A 19,641-nucleotide genomic window follows, 5' to 3' on the forward strand; every position below is an offset into this window, starting at 1 on the left:
ACAAATATCGTTATAAAGTCGTGTTTAAACGCTTAATACTCATAATTGCAATCGTTGTTTCAGCCAGTACTTCCGTTCTGGCTCAATACGATGTGTCGTTCAGCCATTACTGGGCAATGGAACCTTCGTTCAATCCGGCAACCGTAGGTAAGGGCAACAAAATGAACGTGGTGGGTGCCTATGCACTTGATTTTGCAGGCTATGAGCACAATCCCCAGTCGTTTTACGTGGGTGCCGATATGCCGCTGTATTTTATGAAGCAGTATCACGGCGTAGGTGTGTCCGTGCTGAATGATAAGATAGGTCTTTTTACGCATCAGCGCATTGCCGGTCAATACGCTTTCCGTAAGAATCTGTTGGGAGGTATGATTTCAGCCGGAGTGCAATTGGGCGTGCTGATGGAAAAGTTTAATGGAACAAAGCTCGATCTTGAAGATGCAAGCGACCCTGCTTTGCCACGTTCGGAAGTCAGCGGCAACTCGCTGGATATGGGGTTCGGACTCTATTACACGAAGAAAAACTGGTATGTGGGCGCATCCGTTCAGCATCTGAATGCGCCGTTGGTGGAACTGGGCGAAACCAACGAACTGCAAATAGACCGAACCTATTATTTGACGGGAGGATACAATATTAAATTAAGAAATCCGTTTCTTTCTATACCGACTTCGGTGCTGGGGCGATATGACGGAAATGGCTATCGGGCCGACGTTTCTGCGCGTCTTTTGTACACGAACGACAAGAAGATGCTCTACGGTGGAGTTTCCTACAGTCCTACCAATTCGGTTACGGCATACGTTGGAGGAAGTTTCCACGGCATAAACATCGGTTACAGTTATGAAATGTACACAGGAACGGCAGACCCCGGAAACGGCAGCCACGAACTGTTCGTGAGTTATCAGACCGACATCAATTTGCAGAAAAAAGGCAGAAATAAACATAAAAGCGTTAGATTCCTTTAGTAGAAAGATATATGAAAATGAGAAAAAGTATAATAACTCTTTGTCTTAGTGTCGTAGTTATAGGAACACTTACGGGATGTTTTTCCGGTAAGTCGGCTTCGCCCTCCGGTCGTGGTGGCGAAGTTACCGGCGTAGGAGGCGGAAAGTCGTTTCGCGAACCGGCTCCTTACGGTATGACAATGGTAAAGAGAGGATGGCTGAAGATGGGTATCGAGAAGCAGGACAGCCTTTGGGGCAAGGAAACTCCGGTAAAGGATATTTCCGTGGATGGCTTCTGGATGGACGAAACTGAAGTGACGAACTCTGAGTACAAGCAGTTTGTGGAGTGGGTAAAGGACTCCATTCTCCGAACACGTCTTGCCGATCCTGCATACGGAGGCGACGAAACCTATATCATTACCGAAGACAAGAATGGCGATCCCGTTACTCCTCATCTGGACTGGAGCAAGCGTCTGCCGCGCAAACCTACCGAAGACGAGCAGCGTGCCATTGAAAGTCTTTATGTCACCAATCCCGCAACTGGCGAAAAGAGCCTTGATGCACGTCAGTTGAATTACAGATATGAAATCTATGATTACACTACTGCGGCATTGCGCCGCAACCGTCTGAATCCGGAAGAGCGTAATCTGAATACGGATATTACGGTGGATCCGAATGAGGTTGTGATGATTTCAAAGGATACTGCCTATATCGACGATGAGGGGAGAATACATTCAGAAACAATCAATCGTCCGTTGTCTGGCCCTTGGGACTTCCTGAACACCTATATCGTAAACGTTTATCCTGACACAACGTGTTGGGTAAATGATTTCCGTAACTCTGACAACGAGACTTACCTGCGCAACTATTTCAGCAATTCCACTTATAATGAATATCCGGTAGTGGGAGTAACGTGGGAACAGGCTAACGCTTTCTGCGCTTGGCGTACGGACTACCTGCTGAAAGGTCTTGGCAAGGAAGCACGTTTCGTGCAGCGTTATCGCTTGCCTACTGAGGCTGAATGGGAATATGCGGCGCGTGGAAAGAATCAGGACGAATTTCCGTGGGAAAATCAGGACGTAAAGAGTGGAAACGGATGTTTCTATGCTAACTTCAAGCCCGACCGGGGAAATTACACGAAGGACGGTAACTTGATTACGAGCAGGGCAGGTATTTACAGTTCCAACTCTAACGGCTTGTATGATATGGCAGGCAACGTGGCTGAATGGACAAGTACGATTTACACCGAGGCAGGTGTGGACGCAATGAACGACCTTAATCCGCAGTTGGACTACAAGGCTGCGAAAGAAGATCCGTACCGTTTGAAGAAAAAGAGCGTGCGTGGTGGTAGTTGGAAAGATCCGGAGAGCTACATCCGCAGTGCTTGGCGTACGTGGGAATACCAGAATCAGCCCAGAAGCTACATTGGCTTCCGTTGTGTCCGCAGTTTGGCAAGTTCGTCAAGCGAGGCTGCAAAACAAATGAAGAAGAGCATTAAGAAAAGTAAAAAGAATAGAAGATAATGTCACAGTATAGCAAATATAATATTGTGTATCGTCTGCAGAAGTGGATTGATACTGTTCCCGGTCAGACTTTCCTCAACTATGGCTACAGTTGGGGCGCAGCAGTCGTTATTTTGGGTGCCCTTTTCAAGCTCACCCACCTTCCCGGAGCCAACATTTGGCTGTTCATCGGTATGGGAACCGAGGTTGTGGTGTTCTTCCTTTCGGCTTTCGACCGTCCTTTCGACAAAACTGACGATGGTAAGGAGATTCCTACGCATTATGAGGAAGAAGGAATGGAGAGCGAATCTATGGCTGACGGTGCTGCAAGAGTGAGTCAGTCTGCATCCGCATCAAACATACCGTTTGATGAAGTTGCACGCCAGACAATGCCAACGGCAGATGCCATTGCGGCAGCCGTCGTGAATCAGCAGAGTCAGGTCATTGCAAATGCTGAGCAGCAGACACCGGAAATGGTTGAGGCGCAGACCAACTACGTGGACGCTTTGAAGAGTCTTACCGAGATGTTGGGACGTGTCAATGATCAGAGCCAGCGACTCACGCGTGATAGCGAAGAGATGGAGAATCTCAACCGTACACTTACCGGTATCACTAAGGTTTATGAAATGCAGCTCAAGGGAGCAAGTCAGCAGATCGGAACAATTGATCAGATCAATGAGCAGACCCGAAAGATGGCTCAGCAGATAGAGCAGTTGAATAAGGTTTATGCCCGGATGATTGAGGCTATGACTGTCAATATGCGAGTTGCTGCCCCTGCGGCAGCACAATCAACGGAAGAATTGTAATACCGACTGTACGCAATCTTGCGTTCTGAATGCAAGATGATGACAATAAAAAAGAATAAATAGTAAATGGCAATCATAAAGAGAAAGGTTTCCCCACGCCAGAAGATGATCAACCTGATGTATATCGTCTTGATGGCTATGCTTGCGCTAAACGTATCTACGGAGGTTCTCAACGGATTCTCTATCGTTGAGGAAAGCCTTAACCGTACAACGGGAAACTCGTCGAAGGAAAATGCAGCTATCTTCAGCGAACTGGAACAGATGATGCAGAAGAACCCTCAGAAGGCAAGAGAGTGGTTTGATATGGCAACGACCGTTCGCTCTATGAGTGATTCTCTCTTCAATTATGCGCAGCAGTTGAAGGTTGATATCGTGAAAGAAGCCGACGGTACTGATGGCGATCCTTTGAATATTCGTAATAAGGAAGACTTAGAAGCTGCTTCGTTCGTGATGCTTGCACCGGGAACAGGACAGGGACATAAGCTCTTTGAGGCAATCAACAGCTATCGCAACAGAATCCTCGGCTTTATTACCGACCCTGTAAAGAAGGAAATTATAGCAAGTAATCTCTCTACTGAGGTTCCTTCGCACTCAATGGGCAAGAATTGGGAGGAATATATGTTTGAGGATATGCCTACGGCAGCGGCAATTACCTTGCTTTCAAAGTTGCAGAGCGATATCCGTTACGCAGAAGGAGAGGTTTTGCATACGCTGGTGGCAAATGTTGGATTGAAGGATCTTCGTGTGAACAAGTTGCAGGCGTTTGTCGTTCCGAGCCAGACTCGCCTTTATCCGGGCGAAGAACTCACAGCGCAGATGTTTATGGCAGCCGTCGATTCAATGCAGCAGCCACAGGTTTATGTCAATGGTCAGTTGATTCAGGGCAATCAGTATAAGGTCAAGGCTGGTGCTCCGGGAAAGCATACGTTGAACGGTTACATCCTCGTAAAGGATTTGATGGGAAACGTTATCAAGCGCGACTTCTCTCAGGATTATTGGGTTGTGGGAGGACCGAAGCCTGAAAGCTACATAAGTCCTGACGGAATGCAGAAGACACCGGCATTTGAAGGAATGGCTACAATCGCTGCCGACCTGATGAATGTGCTTTATGCAGGATTCGACAACCCGATAACCATCAGTATTCCTAATACTGCACAGGGCGACGTACAGGCTTCTATGTCGGGTGGTTCGCTTATAGCCAAAGGTGGTGGTAAGTTTGTTGCTCGACCATCAGCCGTTGGTCAGCCTGTCAGGATTTCTGTTTCGGCAAAGGGAAGAAAGATAGGGGAGTACGAATTCCGTGTTCGCAAGTTGCCTGATCCGTCTCCTTACATTGCAATGGGTGCCGACCGATTCAAGAGTGGTGCTCTGTCAAAGGCCAGTCTGATGGCAGCCAATGGTATCCACGCGGCAATCGACGACGGTCTGCTCGATATTCCATTCACGGTAACAAGTTTCCGTACCGTGTTCTTCGACAGTATGGGTAATGCCGTACCGTTGGCAAGCAACGGAGCTTCGTTCTCCGAACAGCAGAAGGCACAGTTCCGTCAGTTGAGCAGAAACAAACGCTTCTATATAACGAATGTAGTTGTACACGGGCCTGATGGTACTACACGTACATTGAACGGACGTAATATGGAGGTTATAGTTCGATAATTCAAACATTAATATCTACCATCTTCCTGTTGAAGGATTTTGATAGTTTTATAAGATATAGAGAATGAAAAGAATATTCATAATTGTATGTGTTGCTTTTGTGGCTATGAGTGTGTGCGCGCAGCCTGCACGTCGCCGAAACGAACAGCGACAAGGAAGCAGATCGAATGCAAACACGATTACCACACGTGCTCAGATTTCGTTCCCAACTACGGCGGCGATGAATGAAGACGTGGTTTGGCGCAGAGACATCTATCGCGAAGTGAATCTCGTGGAGGATGCAAACGCAGGACTTTATTACCCGACGGAGCCTGTCGGCTCGCAGATGAATCTATTCAGCTACATCTTCAAGCTGATGATGATGGGTACGCGCAATGGTGGCATCAATGCTTACGAATACAGAATGGACGGAAACGAGGTGTTCAACGATTCGTCTCGCGTGAAGCCTTTGCAGTTTCTGGATAATTACCATATCTATTATGAGCGCACGGATCGTGGAATCCGTCTGGACAACAGCGATATTCCGTCGGCAGAAGTAAAGGGATACTATTTGAAAGAAAGTGCGTATTATGATCAGGGTACGTCTACCTTCCACCGAAAGGTCATTGCGCTTTGTCCGATTATGTACCGCAGTGATGACTTTGGCGATGACGAAGTGAAGTATCCTTTGTTCTGGGTGAAATATGATGACCTTGCTCCATTCCTTTCAAAGCAGACCATTATGACGAGCAATCTGAACAATGCTGCAACGATGAGCGTTGAAGACTACTTCACGATGAACCGTTATCAGGGAAAAATATACAAAACTACCAATATGCTTGGCAGAACGCTCTCGCAGTATTGCCCAACGGATTCAGCAATGACTGCTGAACAGAAGAAGATAGAGAATGAATTGGTGGCATTTGAGAAGAACATTTTTGGCAATCAGGCTAAGAAAGACAGTTTGGACAGCATTGCCAATGCAGGCGAAAACGTTAAATCTGTAAAGAAGAATCGTCGTGCAGGCAGAAGCAATTCGGGAAGTTCGGCTCGTTCCTCACGCCGTTCACGCAATACATCTTCTTCGGGCGCAAACGCAGCGCGCGTAACGGTGCGCAGAGAGCGCCATTAATTGTTCACAAACCTGAGTTCGCTACGGATGCGAACTCAGAGTTTCCAAGTTTACAAGGTAACAAGTGGACGAAGAAAACACCCTGTAAGTAGAAGAATATAACGGAAACGTGAGACTGAAGCGTTTGATAAACGTGTGTGATTCATTATTTAATTTGAATATACAATGAAGAAATCTGCCTATTCTTTCGTTCCTTATATTTCAGTTTACTTTCCCTCTCGTCCATCCGTTTCCTGAATCAAGGCTCAAAGGATATGATTAATAATCATCAATAACATTAACTTCGGTGTCTTTGTATTTTTTTTCAGAGATATTTGGACACCCATAATTTACTACCACTATGAAGAAAGTTTTTATTTTAGCATTTCTTGCATTAGGAATGATGTTTGCCAATATGGCTAATGCACAAGGACTCAAGTTCGGTTTGAAGGCAGGTCTCAACGTTACGGATATACATTTGAGCAGCGAAGTATTCGACAAGACCAATCGTGCCGGTTGGTTTGCCGGTCCAACTGTCAAGTTCAGTCTTCCATTGTTGGGGCTGGGTGTGGATGCTGCTGCGCTTTACGATGTGCGTTCTGCAAAGGTTGCCAACACTAAACTTGAAGAAAGAACCATCAAGCAAGAGCAGATTACAATCCCTGTAAACCTGCGTTATTCTATCGGTTTGGGAAGTTCAGCCAACATTTTCGTTTTCGCCGGTCCACAGTGGGGCTTCAATGTGGGCGACAAGGACTTTAAGTGGACAAATGGCAGCAGCTATTCCCTGAAGAAAAGCAACTTCAGCGTGAATGCAGGTCTTGGTTTCACGGTTCTCAATCATTTGCAGGTCAGTGCCAACTACAATGTTGCTTTCGGCAAGACTGCCGATGTGAAGATTCTCGATGCGCTGTCGGATGCTGCCGGACAAATAGTAGGCTCGAAGGGCAAGAGCCGTAACAATTCTTGGCAAATCGCTTTGGCATATTACTTCTAAAGTGAAGTTCTAATTTGAAACAATCCCCCCATTGCTTTTCAGATTGTGAAGGCAACGGGGGATTTTCTTTTTCTTGTATTCAATAAGGAACGGATAGGAACATCCCTGTACGATGAAACCTGTTTCTTTGGGCAGACTATTCAATCAGCCAGCCCTCTATACAGCGTTTCTCCAACGAGAAATTGACACCGATTTTATACAGTTTCCGACCGTCCATAGCGAACGGCTGGGCATAATTCTTGTCGTTTATTTGCTGCAAGGCAGCTTCGGCAGAGCCGTCGAGCTTGAACTCCACGATGTAAACGTGGTCCTGTGTCTCTATCGTAAGGTCTATGCGGCCGTTGCTCGTGGTGCGTTCCACCTTCGTATAGAAGCCCATCATCTTGGCAACAAGGTAGAAAGCGTTTTGGAAATACAGTTCGGAGTTGCCCACAATCTTGTAGTCGGTGTCGGCAAAGAGCGTTTCCATTCGCTTCATAAACTGCTCGGGACGCCCTGAACGGAGGTCGCGTACGAAGTTGGCAATAGCAAACACCGTCTCAGATTCGCGCACACGGGTATAGAAAGGCATCAGATAGGTAAAGAATCCTTCCTCTACTTCCTTGTTCGGAAAGCCGAGGCGATAGATGCGAAACTCCGGATCGTAGTCCTTGATGGTAAGATAGCCACTCTGATAGATGACCGGAATGGGGTTGTTGGACAGCGAATCAATGCTGTTGAGGAAATCTCCTGTAACCTGTTCCTCCGTCAGGTCGGGCAGTTGGTAGTTGTCTGCCTTCAGAAGCTCCACAAGGTAGGAGGGCGTCCCCGTCTCAAACCAGTAGCTGCCGAACTGCAATCGTTTGAAGGTGTTGAGCAGACTGAAAGGATTGTAGATGCCGATGCCATTCTCCACGAAGTGATAGCCGTCGTACCGTTCCTTTAGTCGGGCGCGCGTTTTCTCTTCCGTAATTCCGTTCTTCTCCGCCAAGGCTTGGATGGGTTCTGCAAAGTAATTGTGAACTTCCTCTTCGGTAATGCCGCAGAGCGACTGAAACGCTTCATCCATCGAGAGATCCTGAAGATTATTGAGGTCGCTGAACACGCTGACTTTTCCAAATTTTGTTACGCCCGTGAGGAGGGCAAAGCGAATGTAGCGGTCCTGCGTCTTGAGAACAGAATAGAATGCCTTCAGGGTTGAACGGTAGGCTGACTGCAAGGGGACGTTGTTGATAGCCTGCAAGAGTGGCTTGTCGTACTCGTCCACGAGTATTACCACCTGTTTCCCTGTCTTTTTGCAAGCACGTTCTATCACACCAGAAAATCGCAAAGAGAGCGTAACTTCCTCATCGTAGCGTCCATAGATAGCTTCCCACTTTGAAACATTCAGGTTGAGTATTTCATTAAGACTTTCGGGCGTTTCATATTTCTGGTTGTTCAGGTCGAGTTGAAGAATTGGATAGCTTTTCCAATCCTTTTCCAAAGCCTCTATTGCCAGTCCCGAGAACAAATCTTTGCGTCCTGCGAAGTAAGATTCTAATGTGGAAATAAGAAGACTCTTACCGAAACGACGTGGACGGCTGAGGAAATAATATTTTCCCTCTGCTGCCAATCGGTATATCAAATCGGTCTTGTCAATGTAGAGAAACCCTTCGCTCCTTACTTCTTCAAAACTCTGTAAACCAATGGGATATTTCATACCGTTTTCCTTTCTTTGATGGATGATGTTACAAAGATACATAAATATTTTGAATGAAAGAAAATAATACCTCCTTCCTTATTACATAAACAGGGATAATAAGGAATATAGGATATATGAACTAACGTACAGAAACGTCAAATAAAGAATTATTTGACGTTTCTGTATGTAAATGAGCCATTTTTATTCTACAATTAGACTGGTATTGGACGCTACATTTGCTTGTGCTTCATATCCAGCCTGCATTTCTGCCTTTGAACCACAGATAAAACATCCGGGCCAGATAAAAAATGCAAACAGGCATACTGATAAAGCAGTTCTGTTCTTTCCTTTAATGTGGATCTTTCCATTTTGTAGTGGTATAACCGTACCATTTGGCATTACCATTTCTGTTATATCCATGCTCAACCTTCCTCTTGTTCCCCACCAAGAAGACTTTTTCGCTAATGTTACATTTCCTGAAACGAGCGTTCCATAAGGTATTGCAGTTACCCCATCAATGTTGATGTCGCGAGACACCGTAAATAAAACTTTGTCTCCGACTTTGACATCTGCCGCAGCAACCGTATTGCTGGATCTCAGTGGAACGATAGTTCCTGCTTTCACAATGACTTCCTTCTGTGCGAAAGTTGTTGCGCAGATCATACTCATTAAGAGCATTAAAAACATTTTTTCACTAGTGTCCACTAAAAATAGACGAGTTTAAAAATTAAATAAATTAGATTCACCTGAACCGCTTCGGTCTTGTCATTTTTGAATATAGTTTTGTCGAAGAGATCTCTGAGATTTGTTGTGTCTGTAAGTGCCATGCTGAGGATTTGCAGCACCTCATAAGTGCTTCTATCCAATCGCATATCATATTGCACAATGGCAACGAGGCAGTAGGCACAGATGGCGGAGTAAATCTGTATTCTGACAGCATTCTCAGTTGTTCCCCAAAATTTCTTGATTTTGAGGTGCTGCTTGAGCCACTTGAAGAAAAGCTCTATCTGCCAACGATTCTTGTAGAGGTCCGGAAACCTGCAGTGCGGTCAGTTCCATTGCGTTAGTCAGGAACATGAACTCACGGCCTTGCTCCTCATCGAAGAATCGTACAAGCCTAAGATGTTCTGGATAGCCTTTCTGACTGCCATAGATGGTCAGCTCTATCTCAGCATCTGTCATTATTCCCCCGGGCAGCCTGCGTCTCCACTTGATGCACTTGTACTGCAAATTGGTCTTGGCCCTGACAACGAAGAACGACTCTGCACGATGTATGCGATAGAGCTCATTGAAGTTGTTGTAGCCAGGGTCAAAGATGTGGTAAGCACCAGTCTCAATGGGGATTTCCCCCATCGCCTTGGAGTCATGCACTGATGCTGTGGTGATATGAAAGAAGGCGGGAATCTGAGTCTCCAGGTCATATAGGGTATGTATCTTGATACCGCCCTTATGCTTGCGGAACTTGGCCCGCCAAAACACATTCAGGCATAGCGAGATGGTCGTGGAATCGAAAGCATAGACATTACCGTCAAGTTTGAAGATATTCGCAGCCCGTTTGCGCCTGGCCTTACTCACAAGGTAGTAGGCATACTCCTCGAAGATGCGATAGTCACGATTTGTATTGGCTTTAGCCAGATTACTTCTGGTCACGTGCTTGCCAAGTCCGAGATGATAGCACTTCTGGTAATGTGCCTCTATGGCGACAATCAAGTCTCGCATGCTCTCACGATTGCTCAACTGGCCAAACATGAGTGTAAGGAGCTGGTTCCAACATGTGAAGTGCTTCACATAGCGGTTACCGCCATACTTATCAACGATGTGACGAAACTTGTCTGAATCCATAAAAGCGACCAATTGGGAGAAAACGTATTTGGGCTTGTTCATATGCAGTCATCTGTTTGGACTGCAAAGATACAAAATCAAATCGTCGCACCTTGAAAATCTCTGTAACCAACTATATTTCAAATATTTCAAAGAACGCTTAGCGATTTTTAGTGGACGGCAATGACATTTTTTTCATAAATGTGTTCTCCTTTGCCTGCTGTTTCCCTGAAGCAGGTGGTTAGTTGAATAATTTATTAAAGTTTAAAAGCGTGGGAACTATTGAATGTTATCTTGTCCGAGGTTGTGGAATACCTACTACCAAATAACAAACAATAGCCCACGCTAAAAGATATATTACCCTTTTTAAAAAAGGTATAATAATCCCTTGCGTGAGCGTATTGCCATTATCCTTGGTAGTTGAAATTTCCACATTTCGGACAAAGGATAATATCAAACGCTCTTTCTAAAGTTGAACTCCTTATGATGCACGGCTGCATACAGACGTGCTGAAAGTTCTGTTACAAAGGTAGATAAAAAATCTTATTCAAAGTCCTTTTTCTGTAAGAAATTTATAGATAGTGATATTCTTTTTTAACGTGAGTTCGATGAATTATAAGTTCTTGTAAATTTGGTAATTAGCGAAATTTGTTGTAACTTTATAGTGCTAAAATACAAAGAATTACAAACAAAAATCGCTATGTTCACCGAAGACAAAGTTATTGAAATTTTCTGTGTTATTGATGACTTTTGCAAGTTTTTTGATGCAATGATGACAAAATATACGCTAAAACCCGTCAATAAGAGGAAATAACACCGTGATTCCACCATGTCAGAAGCAGAAATCATACTGATTATGATACTCTTTCACGATTCGGGCTATCACTACCTGAAGCATTTCTATCTTGAGAAGGTGTGCAAGCATTTACGTCATCTATTTCCCGAGGTAGTTTCGTACAACCGTTTCGTAGAATTGGAAAGAGAAGTCGCCATTCCATTGGCTTTGTTTATCAAAAAGGTCCTGCTGGGAAAATGCACAGGCATCAGTTTTGTTGACAGCACGCCTCTTCGCGTCTGTCGAAACCAGAGAATACACATTCATAAGGTTTTCAAGGGCATTGCCCAAAGAGGGAAATGCTCCATGGGTTGGTTCTTCGGATTCAAGTTGCATTTAATCTGCAACGAGAGAGGAGAACTTCTCAACTTCATGATTACACCAGGTGACATTGATGACCGTAAGCCTTTGGAATACAAAGCCTTTGTAGAGTTTATACATGGTAAGTTGGTCGGTGGCAAGGGGTATATCAGCAAGGGGCTCTTCCAAAGGCTTTTCGTTGATGGCATACAGCTTATTACCAAGTTGAAAAGCAACATGAAAGGAGCATTGATGAGCGTCTCGGACAAACTGCTGCTCAGAAAGAGGGCTATCATAGAAACGGTGAACGATGAACTCAAGAACATTGCACAGGTGGAGCACTCCAGGCATCGGTCCTTTGACAATTTCATCGTCAATTTATTGGGAGGCATTGCGGCCTATTGCCTGTTTCCAAAGAAGCCGTGCATCAATGTACAAAGGACATTGGACACACAGCTTGCTTTGTTCTGAATTCGTCGAACTCACGTTTTTTTAGTTTATCTCTCCCTTATTCTTTGATAGTAAGTCTGTATGTTCACATCTTTTTTCATTATTTTCAGATGGTCGTTCATCAATGGAATGGTTAGCCGAATGCTTTTTAATGACGACAGATTGGCAGAAAATCAAACACGGAGATTGTAAGAAATAATGCCAAAAATCATTTTTGCGAGATATGGATTATAAGTATGCGAAGAATGCAATCCAATCTTCGCAAAAATGCACTGCAAACGTGCGAAGATTAGAGATTGATTTATTATCATCTGATTTTCAATTACTTACAAATCGCTAATCTTTTCGCGCAGCGCAATGCTGCAACGGACAAAGAAGAGCAGCGGTAAAGACGGATGAACCACGGCAAAAAACGCATCACGATATGCTTAATCTTACTTAACAGTTGCGTAAAAAGCCGTTGCAAACAGAACTCTTATTGTCCCATAATAGAAAAGAATACGAAAAATATGCACAATAAAATTCACATTGCAGACTTTTTTGTGCAATTTATTTGGAAGTTTAGAACAATCTACATAACTTTGCAACCAAATTTACAAGTATTTACATATTTTACTGTATTTAATGAAACAAAGAAAACTAACAGCTATTGCAGCTTTTCTGACAATAGCAACAGCATCTCAAGCCGGTGGTCTGCTCACTAACACAAACCAGCATATTGCATTCAACCGCAATTTTGCCCGAGTAGGTGCAATCGGTATCGATGGAGTTTATTTCAATCCCGCAGGTGTTGCCTTCCTTTCAGAAGGATGGCACTTATCATTCAACGCACAGAACATCTATCAGACCCGTGTCATAAATTCCACTATGTCCGTTCCTTCATTGCAGGGCACACCATTCTACCAGCCATTCAAGCTGAACGGAGGCGACGAAAACGGCTACAAGGAATTTAAAGGCAAGGCTTCTGTGCCACTTCTTCCTTCATTTCAGATTGCACGCAACTTCGAGAAATGGGGCTTTCAGGCAGGTTTCGGCATCGTTGGTGGCGGTGGAAAGGCTACTTTCAACAGTGGGCTGCCTACATTTGAACGACAGCTTGCTATGATTCCGGCAATGCTATACAGTCAGAAGATAACATCTGCAACACCTTCGTATAGTTTTGACAGCTATATCAACGGACAACAATACGATTTCGGATTGCAGTTGGGTGCTACCTATAAGATAAATGAGCACTTGGCAGTCTACGGTGGTGCGCGCTTCAACTATATCTATAACAAGTACGAAGGCAACATTCTGAACGTATCTGCCAATATTGACGGACAGAATCAGAACCTGTACGATTATTTCGATACGAGAGCAAAGGGCTATGCTCAGTTGGCTACCCAGACACAGAACCAAGCAAATCTTACCACCGACCCTGCTACAAAGGCCAAACTTGAAGGTGCTGCAAAGCAATATCAGGCAGGTGCCGACCAGTTGAACAATACCAAGCGTCAGTTCGCCGACAAATATCTGGACTGCACACAGCGCGGATGGGGCATTACGCCTATCATCGGCATAGACTATAAGGTGGGCAAGTGGAATTTCGGTGCACGCTATGAGTTTACTACCAAGTTCAACATCGAGAATCATACGAAGCACGACGACACAAAGATGTTTCCTAACGGCGTAAATACGCCTAACGACCTCCCGGGTATTCTTGCAATCGGTGCGCAATACGAAATCCTGAAAAACCTCCGTGTGATGGGTAGCTACAATTACTACTTCGACAAGGATGCACGTATGGACAAAAACAAGCAGCGTTATCTGAGCAAGAACTCACGTGAGTACCTCGCAGGTGTTGAATGGGACATCACTCCGGCCGTTACCGTAAGCGCAGGCGGACAGCGTACTGTCTACGGATTGGGCGACGGCAAGTATCTTTCAGACCTCAGTTTCGTCACCAACAGTTACAGTTTGGGCTTCGGTGCAAAGGTAAAGGTAGCAAAGAATATGCACCTCAATGTGGCGTATTTCTTCACGAACTACGAGCATTTCAACAAGGAATACGAAAGCACAATCACTTCCGGAGGCAAGGATATCAAGGTGGAGAACACCGATGATTTCACAAGAACCAACAAAGTGTTCGGTGTAGGTTTGGATATTGATTTCTAAAAAGCTGAAAAACACACTTTCCCGGAAGGATGCTCTCGGGCAAGAAGTGGCACAAACGAATCAGTCCCGTCAGGAAATTCATCCTGACGGGACTGATTCGTTATTGCAAACTGAAGTTGATGGCGAAACGCTCTTTGCTCAAGACCCACCCTGTTTACAACGGATCCACGTCATAATACGTCATCAGCGCACCATATCTCTTCTCCTTCATCATAGCTTCCTGCACCTGTCGCAAGTAAGTCTTCACGAGTTTATAGTCTATTCCATTCTCCAACTTGAGAATTATCTTGCGTATATGCAGCGTCTTGACACGGGCAATGGCAGGTTTGTCCGGTCCAAGCACACGGTTTCCGAATATCTCCCGCAAACGGGAACCCATCTCCAGACTTGCAGAATTAACGGTGTCGCCGTCCCGATGCTTGAGATACACGTACACCAGATGATAGAACGGAGGATAACGGAAGTCTTTTCTCTCTTCGAGCAACGAACGGTAAAAGCCTTCATAATCGTTATGCACCACCTGTTGTATGACCGGCAGGTCGTGGTTCTTGGTCTGCAGGATTACCAATCCCCGCTTTCCCTTGCGCCCCGCTCGTCCACTTACCTGACTCATCATCATAAAAGCCTGCTCGTAGGAACGGAAATCTGGATAATTCAGCATTGAATCGGCATTCAGGATTCCTACCACCGACACCTTATCGAAGTCCAGTCCTTTTGAAATCATCTGAGTTCCGATGAGCAGATTCGTCTTTCCTTCCGAAAATTCCGTTATCAGCCGTTCGTAGGCATTCTTTGTTCGGGTGGTGTCCAAGTCCATTCGGGAAACTCTCGCTTCAGGAAAGATGTTTATTATCTCGTCTTCTATCTTCTCCGTGCCGTATCCTCGGTTGCGAATGTCCCTGCTCTCACAGTTCGGGCAAGCCTCGGGCACACGATAGGTGTAGCCGCAATAATGACAGGAAAGCAGTCCCATATTCTTATGATGCGTAAGCGATACATCGCAGTTGGGGCACTTCGGCATCCACCCGCACGTGTTGCACTCCACCATCGGGGCAAATCCACGACGGTTTTGGAACAGAATCGCCTGCTCTCCGTTCGTCAATGCCTCGCGAACCACCGACAGCAAACGCGGCGAGAAAGGTCCGGCCATCATCTTCCGTCGCTGCAAATCCTTCACATCCACGACTTCTATCTCCGGCAGTTGTATATCCTTGTAACGTCTGTCCAGTCTTACAAAACCGTATTTCCCCTGCTGGGCGTTATAATAGCTTTCCATAGACGGCGTTGCCGTGCCGAGAAGCGTCCTTGCGCCATACATCTGTGCCAGAACTATCGCAGCCGAACGGGCGTGATAGCGGGGAGCGGGATCCTGCTGCTTGAAACTCGTTTCGTGTTCTTCGTCTATAATTACCAGTCCGAGGTTCTGAAACGGCAGAAAAACGGCACTGCGTGCTCCCAAAATCACATCGTAAGGATGCGATGACAGCTGCTTGTTCCATATTTCCACGCGTTCGGCATCGCTGTACTTGCTATGATAAATTCCCAGACGATTTCCGAAAACCCGTTTCAGTCGGTCCATTATCTGCACCGTAAGGGCTATTTCGGGCAGAAGATAAAGCACCTGCTTGTGCTCATCGAGCATTTTCTGAATAAGATGGATGTAGATTTCCGTTTTTCCCGAAGAGGTTACGCCGTGAAGCAGGGTTACTTTCTGCCCAAGCATCTGAAGAAGAATCTGATTGTAGGCCTCCGTCTGCGCTTCGTTCAATGGCTTGATGGTATCGCGATGCGCATTTCCATCGTTGTTCAACCTACCGACTTCCTTCTTGTAAGTTACGAGAATCTGCTTGTCGAGCAATCCCCGCAAGACAACCATCGTGCAATGCGCCGCATTCATCAGTTCCTCTTGCGTAACGGCATTGAGTTCCGAAGGCTCGCCATCGTCCGGATTTTCGGCATCAATGGTCAAGGCAACCGGATTTTCGGCTATGCCTGAAAGCTGAAGATACGCCATCAGTACTTCCTGTTGTTTCACGGCACGCCGCAGACAGTCTAAAGCTATGTGCAGCGACTGCTCCGTTCTAAACTTACGGCTCAAGCAGACATACGTTTCCGTCTTCGGTTTGAATCCCTCTTCGGCTTTCAAGCCTGACGGGAGTGCAGCCTTGTAGACATCCCCAATGGGCGACATATAGTAATCGGCTATCCAATGCCACAGCTTCAACTGCTGCGGCAGGAGCACCGGCGTGTCGTCGAGTACGGAAAGAATGTTCTTGTATTCCACTTTCTTCCCGCCGTCAGCCTGTTTCCCGGCACTTTTCGTTTCGGAAAGTTCCAAAGCCCGACTGTCGCACACGCCTACATAAGTCTTGCTTTTACCCAACGGAACAAGCACACGCACTCCCGGCTGCACCCTCGCTTCGAGAGGTTCGGGCACACCGTAGGTAAATGTTCCTTCCAAGGGCAAAGGCAGTATGACTTCAACGTATTTCATTCGTAGTGCAAAGATAATGCAAACCACAAAAATAACAAAACTAAAACTTGTTTATTAATCCTCGATACATTCAAAACCCGATTAATAAATAGCAGCTTTCAGTTGCTTCAGTATCTTGCTTCATACCATTTCAGAACAGGTAATATACCCAATATATCGGCTGACGAAACATATTCTGTCTATGCTTCTTTTCTCTTTCCATCCTATGCTTCAAAAACACGATTTGCAAGTGACCGAAGAATGCGCTGCAATCTTCGCACGTTTGCAATGCGTTTTTGCGAAGATTCACTTGCATTCTTCGCACGTTTGAAAACCGAAGAGTCAAGTACTGATTTTCAGATACTTACAAATGGTTTAGTTTCTTTGTTCTATACTTTGAATAATGAGAAGATTATACTTCACAAAACAATCCCCCGACAAGCCCATATAGGGTTTATCGGGGGAAGTCTTAAAGATATAAGAACACGTCTGACCGAAAATCAATCAGCAAATCGTGTTTTATGAATATTCCTAAATGGCAATCTTATGAGCCGTCTTGCCAACCTTCACGACGTAGATACCGTGTGGCAAGTAAGTAGTTGCCGATTTCGTCTGAACGGAATTGAAAACGCTTCTGCCTGCTGCATCGTAAATAACAACGGTAGTAGACTCGGAAGAAGAAACTGTCAGGCTATTGCCGGAAACAGATACTTCAGTATTGCCGGCCTCAATGTTATCAACAGACGAGGTTACAGGCGTGTCAAGTTCTTTTATATCGGAGAAAGTTACAGACAACAACTCCTTGTTATCGACAAAATTCATAACATCAATTACTGTTACAGTATTAGGCATTATGACTTTCTTCACATTTTTGTTGTAGGCAAAAGCCCCCTTGAAAATCCGTTCCGTACCTTCTGCAATGGCTGCTACGCCATTATGGGGCACAAAACGAAGCGTATAGAATGACAGAGGGTCGAAAAATGGGTGAAGTTGTTAGTTTACAAACAGTTAGACGTAGTTTGATGGTTGAGGCTCCACAAAACGAAACGTTTACATAGGTTTAATTTTGGTTTACATCGAGGGGCTTTTCGTTTACATGAGACTGACGAAAGGTTTACTCACATAGGGCTGCACGTTTACGCGTGTGGCCTTTTTTATTGATATGCGTGGAAGCCCTTTATACACGGGCGTTTCGGGCGTGCAGGGACTTTATACGCGCCCAGGATTGAACAGTGCGAATACGGTATCAGAACGGCCTTAAAACATGGTTTGAGCGGAGGGGTGAAAAAAGGGGAAAAATGGCGATTTTAGGTGTTAGGTGGACTGTTAGATGGACAGTTTAGGTAGACAATTTCAAAAGTTTAGGTGGACAAAACTCCTGCCAAGCCCCCCCCCTGTGGGGATATAGCAACAATCCCAAAAAGGGGGGATTGATGTAAGAAACTGACACTTTGTGAACAACTTTTGAAAGCCATATTTTAGCGTAAACCCCTATATATACAGGGGTTGAGGCCATTGACATGGGTGTTATTGGGGCATTTGGGGAGGGGGACACCCCACTGGGGGGTACTATTTCGTGAACTTTCCACCCCTAATGACACCAAAAAGTTCTACCCTGCGCTCGCAGTGTCTGGCAAGCGGGCATTGGAAGCAAGCCTTTCTTTTTCAATAGTTAACTGGCGGACCTGCTCCTTGAGCTGTCCTATTTCCTCTGCTTGCTCTCTTATCGTGGTATCTTTCTCGTGTAGTAGTTTCAGAAAAGGCGCAATAGAAGCATTTTGGCCTTCAAATTTATTTTTTTTCTCATCTGAGGATACTTTCTTAATCCACTTCTCATCATCTACACAATAGTCAGGGAGTTCAGAGGCTCGGAAGATGTTATTCCCTCGACTCATCAATATCCAATCTGGGGAGATATTGTAAAAGTCACACATTATTGCAACCATATCAATACCCACTTTCATTCTTCCGTTCAGAATTTCTGAAAACTTCGAAGGCTTTACGCCCAAAGATTCTGCCAACGCTGTTTTATTTGGTATTAAATTATTGGATAGTATCGCACTAACAGCCCAATGAAACCTTGTATTAATCTCATCCTTGGATAGTATTCTTTCCCATATTTCCATAATTTCTGAAATTTATTTTGTAATTTTCTGAATAAAAGTTTGGTATATTACAGAATTTCTGTATCTTTGCAGCATATTCCACTTGGAAACGCGCTCAAAGATACGAAAAAGGGGCGAGATTAACAAATTTAAAGGATTAAAGATTATGAATGAGACACTTTTGTATCAAGTAGATGATGATAATCTGGACAGGCTATTAGATGCTGTAGGTGAAGTTATTTGCGACATGAACGATGTGGAGCCAAATAAAGAAGTGCGTTACAAGGACGAAACATACATATCCGTCCTAAAACTGAACAGTATGATATTTGAAATCATCAAGAAGAAATATCTGGAAAAACAAGGTAACAGATTGTAGGATAACAAGACGGATGGCTCGGACAGCAGGATCGCTACCTCCGGGTTCGACTCCCGGCATCCGTCCCAAGTATAACACACAAATAAATAAGTGAGATTATGAAAAAGTACATTCACATTCAGAAAGAGGACCGCGAGTTTATTGCGAAGGTGTTCAAGGTTTCCAAGCGTACCGTGTATAACGCCATTCACTTTGAAGACATGAATGAGGGTAATGACCTTGCAAGGAAGATACGCTCCCTTGCCTTGGAACGTAAAGGTATCGTGATGATTGCGGCTCCCGAATGGGAAGTTCTGCATGACGCGGACGGCTATATTAGGTATTATCTGGGTGATATTCTGCTGGAGTTCTCAAAGAAAGAACCCGTGTGCGACGTGTTCAAGCATGGCGAGAAGGTACGCCATTACGACAACGTAATGACGAGCGACATACAGGGTATTCAGGACTGGGCTACAGGGCTGAGGTAAAGGAGGCG

Annotated in this window: 14 protein-coding genes and 2 pseudogenes; 10 read left to right on the forward strand and 6 right to left on the reverse strand. The window is 45.1% G+C overall.

Annotated elements, in window-relative coordinates:
• The first annotated feature begins 20 nt into the window (after window positions 1–20).
• The 6 genes from P150_RS0109510 (at window position 21) to P150_RS0109535 (ending at window position 6,989) form a co-directional block, all read left to right on the forward strand.
• Window positions 21–959 (forward strand): type IX secretion system membrane protein PorP/SprF, encoded by a 939-nt coding sequence (locus tag P150_RS0109510; protein ID WP_051617680.1) that lies wholly within the window; start codon window positions 21–23, stop codon window positions 957–959.
• A gap of 11 nt (window positions 960–970) precedes the next feature.
• Complete coding sequence (locus tag P150_RS0109515; RefSeq protein ID WP_028897478.1) at window positions 971–2,461, forward strand: SUMF1/EgtB/PvdO family nonheme iron enzyme; 1,491 nt, start codon at window positions 971–973, stop codon at window positions 2,459–2,461.
• A complete protein-coding gene (gene gldL, locus P150_RS0109520; RefSeq protein WP_028897479.1) occupies window positions 2,461–3,246 on the forward strand; it encodes a gliding motility protein GldL in 786 nt (261 codons plus the stop codon). Before P150_RS0109515 ends, gldL begins: the two co-directional genes overlap by 1 nt.
• Before the next feature lie 66 nt (window positions 3,247–3,312).
• Window positions 3,313–4,902: a gliding motility protein GldM gene (gldM, locus tag P150_RS0109525; protein ID WP_028897480.1), complete on the forward strand. Its 1,590-nt coding sequence runs from the start codon at window positions 3,313–3,315 to the stop codon at window positions 4,900–4,902.
• A gap of 64 nt (window positions 4,903–4,966) precedes the next feature.
• Window positions 4,967–6,013 carry a gliding motility protein GldN gene (gldN, locus tag P150_RS0109530; protein WP_028897481.1) on the forward strand — a complete coding sequence of 349 codons (1,047 nt, stop codon included), beginning with the start codon at window positions 4,967–4,969 and terminating at the stop codon, window positions 6,011–6,013.
• Between the two features lie 340 nt (window positions 6,014–6,353).
• Window positions 6,354–6,989: a porin family protein gene (locus tag P150_RS0109535; protein ID WP_028897482.1), complete on the forward strand. Its 636-nt coding sequence runs from the start codon at window positions 6,354–6,356 to the stop codon at window positions 6,987–6,989.
• A 136-nt stretch (window positions 6,990–7,125) separates the two neighbouring features.
• Here P150_RS0109535 and P150_RS0109540 read toward each other — a convergent pair whose 3' ends face one another.
• The 3 genes and pseudogenes from P150_RS0109540 to P150_RS16325 form a co-directional block, all read right to left on the reverse strand.
• Window positions 7,126–8,667 (reverse strand): ATP-binding protein, encoded by a 1,542-nt coding sequence (locus P150_RS0109540; RefSeq protein ID WP_028897483.1) that lies wholly within the window; start codon window positions 8,665–8,667, stop codon window positions 7,126–7,128.
• A gap of 183 nt (window positions 8,668–8,850) precedes the next feature.
• Window positions 8,851–9,354, reverse strand: a complete 504-nt coding sequence (locus P150_RS0109545) for a hypothetical protein (RefSeq protein WP_036932175.1) — start codon at window positions 9,352–9,354, stop codon at window positions 8,851–8,853.
• A pseudogene (locus P150_RS16325) lies at window positions 9,354–10,533 on the reverse strand (IS4 family transposase). The gene P150_RS0109545 and the pseudogene P150_RS16325 overlap by 1 nt, the downstream one beginning before the upstream one ends.
• 637 nt (window positions 10,534–11,170) lie before the next feature.
• Between P150_RS16325 and P150_RS0109560 the strand changes: the two are divergent.
• A pseudogene (locus P150_RS0109560) lies at window positions 11,171–12,076 on the forward strand (IS982 family transposase).
• A 603-nt stretch (window positions 12,077–12,679) separates the two neighbouring features.
• A complete protein-coding gene (locus P150_RS0109565; protein ID WP_028897487.1) occupies window positions 12,680–14,209 on the forward strand; it encodes a membrane protein in 1,530 nt (509 codons plus the stop codon).
• Window positions 14,210–14,363: 154 nt separating this feature from the next.
• Here the strand turns inward: P150_RS0109565 and priA are convergent, their stop codons facing one another.
• The 3 genes from priA to P150_RS0109585 all read right to left on the reverse strand — a co-directional run bounded on the left by priA (window position 14,364) and on the right by P150_RS0109585 (window position 18,808).
• The gene (priA, locus tag P150_RS0109570) at window positions 14,364–16,703 is read right to left on the reverse strand and encodes a primosomal protein N' (protein WP_028897488.1); all 2,340 of its coding nucleotides are present in this window, start codon (window positions 16,701–16,703) and stop codon (window positions 14,364–14,366) included.
• A 510-nt stretch (window positions 16,704–17,213) separates the two neighbouring features.
• Entirely contained in the window at window positions 17,214–17,627 is a 414-nt protein-coding gene (locus tag P150_RS0109580) for a T9SS type A sorting domain-containing protein (protein WP_028897490.1), read from the reverse strand.
• Window positions 17,628–18,292: 665 nt separating this feature from the next.
• On the reverse strand, window positions 18,293–18,808 hold the full coding sequence (locus P150_RS0109585) for a helix-turn-helix transcriptional regulator (RefSeq protein WP_028897491.1): 516 nt from the start codon (window positions 18,806–18,808) through the stop codon (window positions 18,293–18,295).
• A gap of 145 nt (window positions 18,809–18,953) precedes the next feature.
• Here P150_RS0109585 and P150_RS0109590 point away from each other — a divergent pair, with 145 nt between their 5' ends.
• Both P150_RS0109590 and P150_RS0109595 read left to right on the forward strand, forming a co-directional pair.
• Window positions 18,954–19,166: a hypothetical protein gene (locus tag P150_RS0109590; RefSeq protein ID WP_155952992.1), complete on the forward strand. Its 213-nt coding sequence runs from the start codon at window positions 18,954–18,956 to the stop codon at window positions 19,164–19,166.
• Between the two features lie 98 nt (window positions 19,167–19,264).
• Window positions 19,265–19,633, forward strand: a complete 369-nt coding sequence (locus tag P150_RS0109595; RefSeq protein WP_051617618.1) for a hypothetical protein — start codon at window positions 19,265–19,267, stop codon at window positions 19,631–19,633.
• The last annotated feature ends 8 nt before the right edge of the window (window positions 19,634–19,641 follow it).

Source organism: Prevotella sp. HUN102, assembly GCF_000688375.1.
Classification (GTDB): domain Bacteria; phylum Bacteroidota; class Bacteroidia; order Bacteroidales; family Bacteroidaceae; genus Prevotella.